Genomic DNA, 13375 nt, shown 5'->3' with positions numbered 1-13375 from the left:
GTCGTCAGGGCCGCAGGGGCACCGGGGGTCCTTCGTGGGCGGCGCGTGCCGCCAGATGGCGCCACATGGCCGAGACGTTGAACGACGGCCCGAGGTCGGGCAGTTCGGCCAGGTCCTCGTCGGGGATCGCCCGCAGCGGGGCGCCGGTGGCGGCGACGGCCAGGCTCGTCCTCGCCAGCGCGTCCACGGCCAGGGCCTGCGTGACGGCGGCCGCGACGGCATGGGCGGGATCGCCGGTACCGACGGAGACCAGTCCGTGCCCCCGCAGGACCACGACCGGACGGTCCCCGAGGGCGCCGGTCATCTGCTCGGCGAGGTCACGGCGGCGCACCAGCGCCGAGCGGGGCCAGACGGGGATGCCGTCGTGGGCGAGCCGTGCGGCGGGGATGTCGTAGGAGCCGACGACCGGGAGCCAGGGGAGCCCGGCGACGGACGCGGCGACGACCGCGGGCGGATGGGCGTGGACGACGGCGGTGACCTCGGGGCGGGCCCGCATCACCTCGCTGTGGATGGGCAGTTCGCTGGGCGCCGTCCAGCCGTCGGGGACCTTGCCGGTGCCGTCGAGGCCGACCTCATGGACGTCCTCGACGACGGTGAACGCGAGTCCGCGCTCCTGCGGGCCGCGTCCGCGCACGAGGAAGGTCTCCGGCCCGGTGCGGGCGCTCACGTGGCCGAGGATGTGCTCCACCAGGCCGGTCACGGCCAGGACGCGGCACGCCTCGGCCACCCGTTCGCGCAGCGCGTCGAAGGAGGACGCCGGCCGCTCACTCATCGTCCGTCCAGGTCATGGGCGTCCCCTCGGTTGATTGGTATTTTGGTATGACGTTAATCCGTTAGTCGGGAAGCCGTCAACAAGGCCGTTCACCGTGGGAGAATGCGCTCATGCCATCGCGACCCAGCCAGTCTCCGGACGCCGTGACCGCCGAGGGGACGTCCGCCAGGCCGATCCCCGTGCCCGACGACCTGTTCAAGACCGTCTCCTCCAGCCGCGTCTCCCAGGTGATCGTCGAGCAGATCCGCCTCCTGCTGAAGGAGGAACGGCTCAAGCCCGGCGACCGGCTGCCCAGCGAACGCGAACTGTGCGTGCACTTCGGTGTCAGCCGCGTGACCGTGCGCGAGGCACTGCGCATCCTGGAGGCGAGCGGGCTCGTCGAGATCCGCGTCGGCGCCCGCGGCGGCACCTTCGTGACCGCGCCGACCTCGCGCCGGGTGAGCGAGGGCCTCGCCGATCTGCTGAGCCTCTCGCCGCTGACCGCCGCCCAGGTCACCGAGGCGCGGCTGGTCTTCGAACTGGGGATCGTCCCGCTGATCGTCGAGCGCGCCACGGACGAGGACATCGCCGAACTGCGCGCGATGTGCGACCAGCACGCCGAGGCCCTCAAGCGGGGCGAGTACTCCATGGAGCTCTCCGCGGCCTTCCACATCCGGGTCGCGGCGGCTACGCACAACCCGGCGATCGAGATGCTCGTGCAGTCCTTCCACGGGCCGTTGCTGATGAGCCTGCGCGAGGCGCAGTCCGTCGAGCCGGCCATGGGCAGGCGGGGCTCCAAGGAGCACCGCGAGTTCGTCGAGGCGGTCGCCGCGCGCGACCTGGAGGCGGCGGGCCGGATCATGCGCACCCACCTGGAGCGGACGGCGTCCCGCGTGAAGGAGGACGGCGACGGCTGACCGCCGCGCGGCCCGGACGGGCCGCACCGGCGGGGAAGCGCCCTGGACCTGAGGGAGGGTCCGGGGCGCTTTCGTGTGTCCGGGGTCCTGGGCCGGATCAGCCGGGGCACTGGTCTGGCTTGGCTCACAGGTATTATGGTTAGGCCATTGGAGCGCTGTCATCACAGGAGGATCCATGGGCAAGAAGGGACGAGTCTTCGTCCGCGGTCTGACCTCGCAGACGTACGGACTCGGCGAGTTCCGCCGGCAACAGCTCGCCGTCAAGCGGGTCCGCGACGACTCCGTCGTCGTCGACGACGCGAAGGTGGGCCACTCCGGCGACAGCGACCAGTCCCGCACCTGGTGGCGGGTCGGTCCCGGCGACGAGGAGTTCCTGACCCAGACGATCCAGGTGCACTTCGTCGAACTCCCCCCGCGGTCCAGCAACCACGGGCACGGCCACCAGAACGAGGCCGCCTTCTACATCCTCCAGGGCCGCGGCTACGAGATCCACGACGACCAGCGGTACGACTGGACCAAGGACGACCTGGTCTTCGTCCACACCGACTCCGTCCACCGCCACTTCAACCCCTACGACGAGACCGCCACCGCCCTCGTCGTGAAGGCCAAGAGCACCTGGATGTTCATGGGCCTGCTGCAGCAGGGCCGCAGCGGTCCGGTCGAGCGCGAGGCCGAGTTCGGCCCCCGCGAGGACTGGTCCCGGATCTGGACCCCGGGCGTCGCGGACCGCAAGAAGGTCATCGGCCTCGCGGACACCGTCTGGGAGGACACCCCGCTCGGAAGGGTCCGGGTGATGTCCTCGCCCGAGCGCACCGACGCCCGCATCTTCTCCGTCGACGCCTTCGAGCTCGACATCCCCGAGGGCGGCCGCTCCGGCAGGTACTGGAAGATGGCCGACGAGGTCCTCTACGTCCTCGACGGCGGCGGCTATGCCCTCCAGTGGGAGGTCGAGGCCGAGATCGCCGAGAAGTACTACGCCCGCGTCGCCCTCGAACCCACCCGGCACGAGATCACCAAGGGCGACACCCTGTACGTGCCGCAGAACCACGTCTGCCAGCTCTTCGCGCACGACGGCACGCCGCTGCGGCTGCTGTCGGCGCAGAACCGGGTGTTCAAGCACCTCGGCTACGACACGGTCCACTTCCTCGAGGACGCACCCGGGTACACCCCCGGCCACACCGCGCTGCAGCGGGACTGACGGCCGCTCACCACGCACGTCGGCCCCGCACCGCGCACCAGGCGGTGCGGGGCCGGTGCGGTACGTCAGTCCTTCAGGCGCAGGATGATGGGGTTGGTCAGCGCGGCCATGGCACCCCACTGCAGGTCGGGGGCCATCGTGTTGCCCTTGCCGGGCGTGCCGTCGGCCTTTGGGTGACGCACCTCGGCCCGCACGTACGCGGCGAGCGAGGCGGTGGTGCGCCAGACGACCGTGCCCGACCCGCTCGCGTCCAGCGACTCCTGGTGCATCTGGCCCTCGTCGGTGACGAACCGGACGGTGCCGTTCGGGACGCCGGAGACCTCCAGGCGCACGTCGACCGGCGCGTCCGCGCGGAGCCGCAGCGTCTGCGCGATGCCGGCCTGCCGGCCGCCGCCGGTGGCGGTGAAGGCGAGGGTCACCGAGGAGGACTCGGCGACGTACGTCCGGCCCTCGCGGATGCCGGTCAGCACGGCCCTGCGGTTGAGGTCCTCGGCGTACACCACGGTCTGGGGCAGGCCGATGACCTGCGGGACGCTGTGGGCGTCGCTGTTGCCGACGGCCGGCAGCCAGTCGTTCCCGGTGCGCATCGCGGTGCCGAGCATGGCGTCCCAGGTGTCGACCGCCGACTCGTCGTCGTAGGTCCAGGGGCCGTTCCACACCTCGACCGCGTCGGCGTCCTCGTAGCCGAACTTCCACTGGCAGGCCGCGTACGGGCAGTACGGGTGGGCCGGGACGACGAGTCCGCCCTGGCGGTGGACCTGACGGGCGAAGCGGGGGAACGCGTCGTCGCGGGCCCGGTAGCGCCAGTCGATCCACGTGCCCGGCTCCAGGCCCAGCGCCAGCCAGTGGCCGTTGCGGGTGGTGACCTCCTCGCCGGTGACGATCAGCAGGTCGGGTCCGGCGTACTCGCCCCACACGCCGTGCGCCGAGGAGGTGTTGTGGTCGGTGGAGACGATGAAGTCCAGGCCCGCCTGCCGTGCCCCGGCCGCCACCTCCGACGGCAGCCGCTTCCCGTCGGAGTGCACGGTGTGCAGGTGCGCGTCGCCCCGGTACCAGGCACGGCCGCGGCCCTTGGCACGCTCGGCGGGACAGCACGGCACGAAGGGCGGCCCCGGTGCGCCGTACCGCACGGTCACGCTCACCGAGTACGCCATGCCCTGCGGCGCGACCTGGTACGGGCCCAGCACGATGTGCCACGTGCCGTGGTTCACCGGACCCGGCAGGTAACCGGGCGTGGTGCTGTCGCTGTTGACGACGAACGACGTGCGCGCCCCGCCCGACCAGCCGCGGAAGCCCCGGCCGCCCAGCGCGGCGCCGCGCTCGTCGAAGACGCCGATGTCGCAGGAGTTGCCCGGCGTGCCGGCCGGCACCGACGGCTTGTCGTAGGTGTACGAGACCGAGATCTGGTCGACGCCGCGCGGGACCTCGACCGGCAGGTACACGAAGTCGGCCACTCCGGTGCCGAGGTGACCGGTGATCACCTTGGTGACCTCGCCGCCCTCGGGCGTACCGGCCTCGGCCGCCTCGGCGAAGGTCACGGGCGCGAGCGTCAGGGCGCCCGCCGCGCCCACGATCCCGCTCGCCATCAGCAGGGCCCGGCGGCCCAGGCCGGACGCCCCGGCGCCCGTCCCGTCCGGGGTCGGGGTCGGAGACGCTTCGTGAAGGTGTTCACAGGACCCAGGCTGGCACACGGCGGCGCTCCCGAACGGGTGGTGCATGCACGGACTCCGGCACGCTCCTCCGCCTGGGTGAACGCCGGGCAGAGCCCGGGCAACCCCCGGTGACGCCTGCTGAACCCCGGACCGCCCGGGGCCCCGGCTCAGGGGCGCCGCGCCGGTCCCGCCTCCGCCGCCGCCCCGGCGGCCGCCTCCTCCGCGGCGGCGAGCAGGTCCTCGACGCGCAGCGAGGCGGGGTCACGCGCCGTCTCCAGGCGCAGCGCGAGCGCGCCGTGCACGGTCTTGCGGATCCGCCGCCCGTCCAGGCCCGTCAGCAGCTTGCCCACCCGCGCGTGCACCGCCGGGTCCTCGGCCAGCGGCCGCAACTCGGGCCACTGCGCGGCCAGTGCGCGCAGCGAGTCGGCCACGATGAGCGGCACCACCGACGCATCCGGCAGCGCGGTGCGCACGACGAGGTCGGCCCGCGACAGGAAGGCGTCGTCCACCGCCTCGGCGAAGTTGGTCGTCACCACCAGCAGCGTCCCGGGACGCCGGGCCCGCAGCGCGTCCAGGCCGCTGAGGACGGCGTCGGTGGCGCGGTGCACGTCCACCGGATTGGTGTCGAAGGACGCGGCGTGCCGGCGCACCGCGAGGGCCTCGACCTCGTCGACGAGCACCACGGTGTGCGGCCGGCGGGCCGCCAGTTCGGGCAGGGTGTCCTGGAAGAGCCGGGACACCGCCCGCTGGCTCTCGCCGAGCAGTTCGCTGGGGAAGGCGTGCGGATCGACCTCCACCAGGGTGGTCGATCCGTGCGGCGCGAGCGTCCTGGCCGCGGCCTGGGCGACGCCCTGCGCGAGCGTCGTCTTGCCCGTGCCCGGAGGCCCGGCGACCACCACGAGCCCGTGCGGGGCCACGGGGGAGCCCGCGAGCCGCCGCCCGTGCCGGAGCACGAGGACGGCGGTCGCGAGCAGCCGCTCCTTGACCCGCGGGTCGGTGATCACGGAGTCCCACGGCCCGTCGTGGTGGTCGGCGGGCAGGGCGTGGATCCCGGCTACGCCGTGCGGCAGTGCGGTGGTCACCGCGAGCGCTCCCCTCTCACGGCCAGGTGGGGCGTTCGAGGGCCGACCATTCGACCGTCGAGGGGTCGCCGGCCTGCGCGTCGCGGATGTGGTCCGGCGGCTCCTCGAAGAGGACCAGCGGATCGCACAGCGCGCGCATCGTCTCCAGCAGGCTGTCGAACATGTGGATCCGTACGACCTTCGCCGTCCGCTCCGGATCGGTGTTGACGTGCTGGTGCCACAGGAAGTGGTCGACCACGATGATGTCGCCCTTCTTCCACGGGTGCCGCTCCCCGCCCTCGGGTTCGGTGCCCAGGTAGCTCTCGCCGCTGCCCTCCACGACGTACAGCCACGCCTCGCCCGGGTGGCGGTGCATCGACTGGGCGCGGCCCGGGCCGATCTCGAACATCGCCATCGTGATGCCGGACGCCTGGTAGCCGATGGCCCGGTCCAGGAGGAAGGTGGTGCGGGTGCCGCGCGGGGTGTTGCGCAGCTCCAGCTCGTCCCAGGCGGTGTGCAGCCGCCCGGAGCGGCGGGCCTGCTGGTCGCGGGCGAGCCGGCGCAGGCGGGCGGCGTACGGGTCGGCGCCGTCGTTGCCGGGGGAGTAGGGCGGGCGCGGCGGCAGTTCGGCGACGGGGGTGTGCCCCGCGTCCTCGATGACGGCCATGCCCATCGTCTCCAGCAGCGGTTCGCTGGAGAAGGTCAGGTAACGCGCCGTCGTGCCGCCGTCGTTGCCGCTGCGGTGCCAGGACCAGGCGGGCAGGTGGAGGGAGTCGCCGGGGCCCCAGTCGACGCGCTCGCCGTCGATCTCGGTCCAGCCGTGCCCGGCCACGACGAACACCATGGCGTCCCAGGAGTGCCGGTGCACGGTGGTCGTCGTCCCCGGCTCGAACTCGTGGGCGAGGGCGTCCATGGTGCGGGTCGGGCGGTCGCCGTCGGCGCCGGTGTAGACACCGACCCGGCTGCCCCGTGCGGTGGGGTGCATCGTGACGTCCTCGAGGGCGACGACGGTGCGGTGGTTGTCCCGCCATCGCTCGATGAACTCGGCCCGACGGCGTTTCTGGACGTGGTAGTGGGTGACCCCGGTGGTGGTACGGGTACTCAACGTGCCTCCCGACTGGAGTGGGCGGACGAAGCGCCGACGTGCGCGTGCGCGTGTACGTGGGCGCAGGGAAGGGAACGGGGGAGCGGGTCAGCCGGTGGCCCCGGCCACGCTGTACTCGCGGACGGTACGGCTGCGTGCCGCGCTGAGCCCGGAGGCGAGGGCGGGCAGGAGTCCGCCCACGGTGAGCGCGGCCACCGGCCCGACGGCGCCGGCGAAGGCGCCCATCGCCGTGTCGCCGAGCGCGGGTCCGCCCCGGGAGCACATCTGGTAGATCGCCGAGACCCGGCCGCGCAGCTCGTCCGGGGTCTCCAACTGCACCGCGGCGTGGCGGACCGTGGTCGCCACCGCGTCCGCTGCGCCGAGCGCGACCGCCGCCAGCAGCGCCACGGGGAACACCCGTGCCTGGGCGAGGCCCACGACGGCCAGCCCGTACGCGGCCGTGCCCCACAGCACGATGCGCCCCGAGCGGGCCGTGCGCACCAGCCGGAACACCCAGGCCGACCCGATCAGGGCGCCCGCCGAGGGGGCGGCCGACAGCAGCCCGTACCCGGCGGCGCCGACGTGCAGGACGTCCGCGGCGAAGGCGGGCAGCAGCACCCGGTACGCGCCGAAGGCGGTGGCCGCCAGGTCCAGCCCCATCAACTGCCAGACCACCGGTCGCCCCGAGACGTGGCCCACGCCCTCCCACAGGCTCTCCAGCAGGGGCAGCCGCTTGCCGTCGACCGCGAGCGGCGGCACCCGCAGCAGGGCGAGGACGACGACGAGCACGGCGTACGTCACGGCGTCGAAGACGTACACCGCCCCCGGTCCGCCCAGCGCGATCAGCACGCCGGCGAAGGCCGGCCCGACCAGGATCGCCAGTTCACGCGAGGGGTTGAGCAGGGCGAAGGCGTCGACCAGGCGGTCGCGTGGCACCATCGCGGGGATGAGCGCCTGCCGCGCCGGCTGGTCGAAGGTCGCCGCGGCCGTGGCGAGCAGCGACGACACGACGACCGTCCCCACGGTCGCGGCGCCGGTCAGGGTGAGCGCCGCCAGGCCCGCCGAGACCAGCAGCGCCAGCGCCTGCGTCGCCTGGAGCAGCCGGCGCCGGTCCAGGCGGTCGGCGTAGATCCCGCCGACGGGGGAGAGCACCAGCAGCGCCACGGCCTGTGCGAGACCCACCAGGCCCACCTGCGCGGTGGACCCGGTGAGCTCGTACACCTGGTAGAGGTTGGCGGCGACGGCGCCCCTCGTCCCGATCTGGGAGAGGACGACGCCGCCCCAGTAGAGGTCGAAGTCGCGGTTGCGCAGTACCTCGGGTATCGCCATCGGTCAGTCGACCGGGACCAGGGTGACCTTGTCCGGGGCGACGGAGAAGTGGACCTCGGTGCCCGGCGGGATCGACAGGTTGGGGTTGGAGCGGTTGCGGATCTCCAGGTCCCCCACCCCCACGATGTGGTCGACGACGTCCCCCATGAACGCGCGGGTCAGCACCCGTCCTGACAGCTCGTTGGGGACGTCGCCGCGCCGGTCGGGGGACAGGTCGACGCACTCCGGGCGGATCGAGATCAGCACCGTGTCGCCCACCGAGGGGACCCGCTCCACCTTCCGGGCGACCAGCCGGCCCGGCGCGGTGTCGACCACGACCTCGTCGCCGTCCACGCCCACCACCTTCGCCTCGATGAAGTTGGACGTGCCGATGAACTCGGCGACGAAGCGGGTGGCCGGCTTGGTGTAGATCTCGCGGGGCTTGCCGATCTGTTCGATGCGGCCCTCGTTCATCACCGCGATCCGGTTCGACATCACCAGCGCCTCGGACTGGTCGTGGGTCACGTAGATCGCGGTGAGGTTCAGCTCGCGCTGCAGCCGCTTCAGCTCGAAGCGCATGGACTCGCGGAGCTTGGCGTCCAGGTTGGACAGCGGTTCGTCCAGCAGCATCAGCTCGGGCCGGGTCACCAGGGCGCGGGCCAGGGCCAGGCGCTGCTGCTGGCCGCCGGAGAGCTTGGTGGCCGGCCGCCCGGCGAACGCACCCAGTTCGATGACCTCGAGGACCTGCTGCACCCGCTCCTCGATCTCCTGCCGTCCCGGGCGCTTCGCGCGCGGCATGACCTCCAGCGGGAACGAGACGTTCTTGAAGACCGTCATGTGCGGCCAGATGGCGTACGACTGGAAGACCATGCCGAAGCCGCGGCGGTTGGCGCGCAGGTTGACGCCCTGCCGCGCGTCGAACAGCACCCGGCCGCCGAGGGTGACCCGGCCCTCGGTCGGCCGCTCCAGGCCCGCGACCGAGCGCAGCGTCGTCGTCTTGCCGCACCCGGAGGGGCCGAGCAGCGTGAACAGCTCGCCGTCGTGGACCTCGAAGTCGACCCCGCCGACCGCGTAGACCCGCGTGCCCTCGGCGGCCTTGCGGCGGGAGGCGCGTCCCCCGGTTTCCTCGTAGCTCTTCTTGAGGGATTCGACCGTCAGCATCCCTGTGATTCCTATCGCTAGTTCGCGGAGTCGCCCTGCAGCCCGAAGCGGGCGCCGAGACGGTAGGCAATGGAGACGAGCAGGACGAGGAGCACCACCATGCAGACGCCGAGCGCGGCGAGCGTGGTGAACTGGCCGTTCTCGAACTGCTCCCAGATCAGCACCGACAGCACTTCCTTGCCCGGGCTGTACAGCAGGATCGTGCTGGACAGCTCCCGGAAGGAGACCACCAGGATGTAGACCCAGCCGGCGAGGATGCCGCTGCTCATGAGCGGCAGCAGCACCCGCCGGAAGGTCTGGAACCACGAGGCCCCGGACACCGCCGCGGACTCCTCCAGTTCCGGCGACATCTGGGCCATCGCCGACGACGCGTAGCGCATGCCGTAGGGCAGGTAACGCGTGCAGTACGACACCAGCAGGATGAGCAGCGTGCCGTAGACCGGCAGGGGCATCCGCAGGTAGACGAAGGACAGCGCGAGGCCCAGGACCAGGCCGGGGATGACGATGGGCGTGAAGGCGAGCAGGTCCAGCAGCCGCCGGCCCGGCGCCTTGGTGCGCAGCACGACCCAGGAGACGATCGCGGTGAGCACCATGACCACGGTCGCCGCGCCCACGCCGACGATGAGCGAGTTCTTCAGCGCCGTGAACGCCAGCGGCATGTCGGCGACCTCGCGATAGTTGTCCAGCGTCATCGAGCCGAACGTCTTCCGGGAGGGGGCGGTGTAGTACTTGAGCAGGCTCGCGTAGACCAGGACGGCGACCGGCAGGACGACCGTGAGCAGGAAGTAGCCGATCACGGCGGCGCCCACGAACGGCCGGGCGCGCCCCAGTTCCACCGGGCGGGGCCGGAACGCCTTGCCGGTGACCGTCTGGAAGCTGCGCGAGGAGCGCTGCAGCCAGCCGGAGACCAGCACCCCCGCCGCGGCGATGACCAGCAGTCCGATCGCGTAGGCCCCGGCGGCACCGTAGTCGGCGGGGTAGGAGCGCAGCACGAAGTAGATCCGGCTGGTGAAGACGTAGATGCCGTTCTGCAGTCCGAGCAGGCCGGGCACTTCGAAGCTCTCCAGCGACTGCACGAACATCAGCAGCGCCGCCGAGATCATCGCCGGCCGCAGCAGGGGGACGGTGACGCGCCGCAGCACGGTGAGCCGGCCGGCCCCCGACATGGCGGCCGACTCCTCCAGCGAGGGGTCCATGGCCCGGAAGGCGGCCACCATCAGCAGGAACGCGACGGGGGCGAGGTGCAGCCCCTGCACCCAGATCATGCCCCACACGCTGAAGATGTTGATCGGCGTGGTGCCGAACAGGGGCTTGAACACCAGGGAGTTGAGCACACCGCTGGACGGGTCGCCGAGGAAGATCCAGGAGGTGGCGTAGAGGATGCCGGGCACGATGAGCGGCACCAGCGAGGCGGCGAAGAACAGCCCCTTGAACGGGGTGTCGGTGCGCACCTGGACGTAGGCGAGCACGGTGCCGAGCACGAGGGCGAGCGCGGCCGAACCGAAAGCGAACCACAGCGAGTTCAGCATCATCGAGCCGGCCTGCGAGTTGCCCCCGTAGGCACGGGAGAAGGCCGAGACGGACACCCCGGCGCCGTCGGCGCTCAGGAAGGTGTCGTGGACCAGGTAGCCGAGCGGGACGACGGCGAGGTAGCCGACGATCACGACGGCCGCGCCGACCAGCAGGCCCTGCAGGGACAGCGGACGCCTCAGCAGCCGGGCGAGGCGGCCCGGTCCGGCGGTGCCGGCCGGCTCGGGGACGGTGTCCGTCCCGGAGGCCCGGTCGTCGTCCCGGGGCGCGGCGGGTGCGGGTACGAGGGTCATCGGCGGTCAGTTCCCCACCGTGGCGGCGCCGCGCAGCAGCGCGTCGTACCTCTTGTCCCAGCTGCCGTCGTCCTTGCTCAGTCCCTCGACGTCGAACGGGACGAGGGTGAGGCCGTCGAGGCTCTTGTCGCCGGGCACCTTGGTGGAGGGGGTCAGCCCCAGTTTGACCAGCTCCCTCTGCCCGTCGGTGAGCAGCCAGTGGTAGAACAGCCAGGCGGCGGCGGGGTGCTGGGCGCCCTTGATCATGCCGACGCCGTTGGGCCGGGCGAACGCGGGGATCTTCGAGACCCCGCCCTGCGGGAGGTAGGTGACGGGGGCGCCCTCCTGGGTGGCCCGGTAGGTGATGTAGGTGTAGTTCATCGCCTCCATCGGGGTCTGGCCGGCGGTGAGGAACTGCATCATCGTGGTGTGGCCCTTGGCGACCTTGGAGTTGGCCGCGATCTGCTTCCAGAGCGTGTCGACCTCGGCTTGGGTCTTGCCGTGCGCCAGCCAGTACTTGGTGACGTTCTCGAACCAGTCGCTGTCGCTGAGCTCCAGGGTGATCTTGCCCTTGTACTTGGGCAGGGCCAGGTCCTCCCAGCTCTGCGGTTCGTCGGCGGGCTTGATCAGCTCGGTGTTCCACGCGGGCTGGAAGACGTTGAGCCGGCTGGCCGTCCACAGGTCGAACGCTCCGGCCTTCTCGACCTTGTCGAGGGCGGAGCCGTTGAACTTGACGAGGTAGCCGTTGTCGGCGAGCGCGCTCATCTCGAGGAAGTTGGTCTCGACGGCGTCGGCGCCCGGCCGGTCGGCCTTTTCCTCCTGGAGCGTGCGCTGCAGCACCGTCTCGGAGTTGCCGCGGAAGACGCTGACGTGGATGCCGTACTTCTTCTCGAAGGCCTTGCCTATGGGGGTGGCGATGTCGGCCGTCATCGAGGTGTAGAGGGAGAGCACTCTCCCTTCCTTCCCCGCGAGTTCCCTGGCCTTGGCGACCTGCTGCTCCTTGGGCAGCCCGGCGATCTGGGAGTAGACGGACTCGGCCTGGCTGTTGGAAGCGCCCGGGACGGCGCCGCCGCACCCTGTGGTGACGGCCGCGACCAGCAGTCCGGCCACGGCGAGAGTCGAGTTGCGGGTCCTCATGTGGAGCTCTCCTGTATCGAGGGTGCGAGAGGGGGTGTGGGTGTGCGGGCAGCCGGTCAGCCGGTCAGCCGGTCGCGGGGACGCCGCGCAGCAGCGCGTCGTAGGCGTCGTTCCACTTCTTGCTGTCGGTCTCGGCGGTCTTGGAGAGGCTGTACGTGGTGGTGCCGGGCGGGATCGGGTCCTTGAAGCCCTCGACGGTCTTCGCGGCCGGGATGCGCAGGGACCCGGCGATGACCTTCTGGCCCTCGCTGAGCACCCAGTCGGTCCACAGCAGCGCCGCGGCGGGGTGGCGCGGGTGGGCCATCAGCCCCACGCCGTTGGGTCGCAGGATCACCGGTTCGACGACCGGCTCGTACGTGACGGGCGCGCCCTTCGCCGCGGCCTTGTCGACCGTGTGGGAGTAGACGGACAGGGCCACGGAGAACTGGCCCGCGCTGAGCAGTTCACCCTGCACGGTGTGGCCCTTGGTGACCTTGACGTTGGCGGCGATGCGCCGGAAGAGGTCGTCCACGGCGGAGGGGCTCATGCCCTTCTCGTCGGTGAGGTAGGTGTGCATCGACGCGTACCAGTCCCAGTCGCCGATCTCGACGGAGAGCCTGCCCTTCCACCGGGGGTCGGCGAGGTCGGCGAAGTCCTTCGGCTCCTGGCCGGCCGGGACCTGGTCGGTGTTCCAGCCGACGACGAAGGCGTTGAAGCGCTCGGCGGTCCAGCCGCCGAACTCCTTGGCGGCGTCCCTCAGGCCCTCGTCGGCCGGGCCGTCGTAGGGGGTGAGCAGGTGCTGGGAGTCCAGGGCGCGCAGCTCCAGGTCGTTGGTGTCCACGACGTCGTTCTGCGGCTTGCCCGCCTGGTTCTCCTGGAGCGCCCGCTGCAGGACGGTCTCGGAGTTGGCGCGGAACGCCCGGACCTTGATGGCGGGGTAGGCCTTCTCGAAGCCGTCGACGAGGTCCTGGATGTCGGTGTTGGAGGTGTAGAGGTCCAGCACCCCGCCTTCGGAGCGGGCGTCGGCGAGCAGCTTCCCGGTGCGCCGGCTGCCGGTCAGCGCGGCGTAGTCGGCGTAGGGGTCGGCCCCCTCGGGTGCGGGGCCGCCCGCCCCCGTCGTGGTGGGCGCGGAGCCGCAGCCGGCGAGGACGAGGCCGGCGGCCAGGAGGCCGGCGGTGAGGGCACCATGACGCATCGCACACTCCTTGGACGAAAGCCGGACGGGGTCGTCAAGAGCAGTCGGATGAGCGCAAAGCCGTGGGGGGAGGGGACCGGGGCGGGCCCGCGGTCAGCGGGGCGGGTCCTTCACGACCGGTGGCGGCCGG

11 protein-coding genes are annotated in these 13375 nt (G+C 72.0%); 2 read left to right on the top strand and 9 right to left on the bottom strand.

What is annotated here, in order from left to right:
- Nucleotides 1-4 precede the first annotated feature (4 nt).
- Nucleotides 5-772: a 3,4-dihydroxyphthalate decarboxylase gene (gene phtC, locus AC1VWI_RS03130; RefSeq protein ID WP_499509349.1), complete on the bottom strand. Its 768-nt coding sequence runs from the start codon at nucleotides 770-772 to the stop codon at nucleotides 5-7.
- Between the two features lie 110 nt (nucleotides 773-882).
- Here phtC and AC1VWI_RS03125 point away from each other — a divergent pair, with 110 nt between their 5' ends.
- On the top strand, nucleotides 883-1668 hold the full coding sequence (locus AC1VWI_RS03125) for a FadR/GntR family transcriptional regulator (RefSeq protein WP_499509348.1): 786 nt from the start codon (nucleotides 883-885) through the stop codon (nucleotides 1666-1668).
- Nucleotides 1669-1843: 175 nt separating this feature from the next.
- Nucleotides 1844-2866, top strand: coding sequence for a cupin domain-containing protein (locus AC1VWI_RS03120; RefSeq protein ID WP_499509347.1), 1023 nt, complete (start codon nucleotides 1844-1846; stop codon nucleotides 2864-2866).
- Between the two features lie 65 nt (nucleotides 2867-2931).
- Here the strand turns inward: AC1VWI_RS03120 and AC1VWI_RS03115 are convergent, their stop codons facing one another.
- The 8 genes from AC1VWI_RS03115 to AC1VWI_RS03080 all read right to left on the bottom strand — a co-directional run bounded on the left by AC1VWI_RS03115 (nucleotide 2932) and on the right by AC1VWI_RS03080 (nucleotide 13245).
- Entirely contained in the window at nucleotides 2932-4452 is a 1521-nt protein-coding gene (locus AC1VWI_RS03115; protein ID WP_499509346.1) for a CehA/McbA family metallohydrolase, read from the bottom strand.
- 233 nt (nucleotides 4453-4685) lie between these two features.
- On the bottom strand, nucleotides 4686-5600 hold the full coding sequence (locus AC1VWI_RS03110; protein ID WP_499509345.1) for an AAA family ATPase: 915 nt from the start codon (nucleotides 5598-5600) through the stop codon (nucleotides 4686-4688).
- 16 nt (nucleotides 5601-5616) lie between these two features.
- Complete coding sequence (locus AC1VWI_RS03105; protein ID WP_499509344.1) at nucleotides 5617-6684, bottom strand: cupin domain-containing protein; 1068 nt, start codon at nucleotides 6682-6684, stop codon at nucleotides 5617-5619.
- An 87-nt stretch (nucleotides 6685-6771) separates the two neighbouring features.
- Complete coding sequence (locus tag AC1VWI_RS03100) at nucleotides 6772-7992, bottom strand: MFS transporter (RefSeq protein ID WP_499509343.1); 1221 nt, start codon at nucleotides 7990-7992, stop codon at nucleotides 6772-6774.
- Between the two features lie 3 nt (nucleotides 7993-7995).
- Nucleotides 7996-9132: an ABC transporter ATP-binding protein gene (locus AC1VWI_RS03095; protein WP_499509342.1), complete on the bottom strand. Its 1137-nt coding sequence runs from the start codon at nucleotides 9130-9132 to the stop codon at nucleotides 7996-7998.
- 17 nt (nucleotides 9133-9149) lie between these two features.
- A complete protein-coding gene (locus tag AC1VWI_RS03090) occupies nucleotides 9150-10955 on the bottom strand; it encodes an ABC transporter permease (RefSeq protein ID WP_499509341.1) in 1806 nt (601 codons plus the stop codon).
- 6 nt (nucleotides 10956-10961) lie between these two features.
- Nucleotides 10962-12071, bottom strand: a complete 1110-nt coding sequence (locus AC1VWI_RS03085; protein WP_499509340.1) for an ABC transporter substrate-binding protein — start codon at nucleotides 12069-12071, stop codon at nucleotides 10962-10964.
- Between the two features lie 64 nt (nucleotides 12072-12135).
- Nucleotides 12136-13245 carry an ABC transporter substrate-binding protein gene (locus tag AC1VWI_RS03080; protein ID WP_499509339.1) on the bottom strand — a complete coding sequence of 370 codons (1110 nt, stop codon included), beginning with the start codon at nucleotides 13243-13245 and terminating at the stop codon, nucleotides 12136-12138.
- Nucleotides 13246-13375 lie beyond the last annotated feature (130 nt).

The organism is Streptomyces sp. TOM-9 (assembly GCF_056858595.1).
The sequence above is the reverse complement of the archived record's forward strand: the minus strand, read 5'-3'. Positions and strand labels throughout refer to the sequence as shown.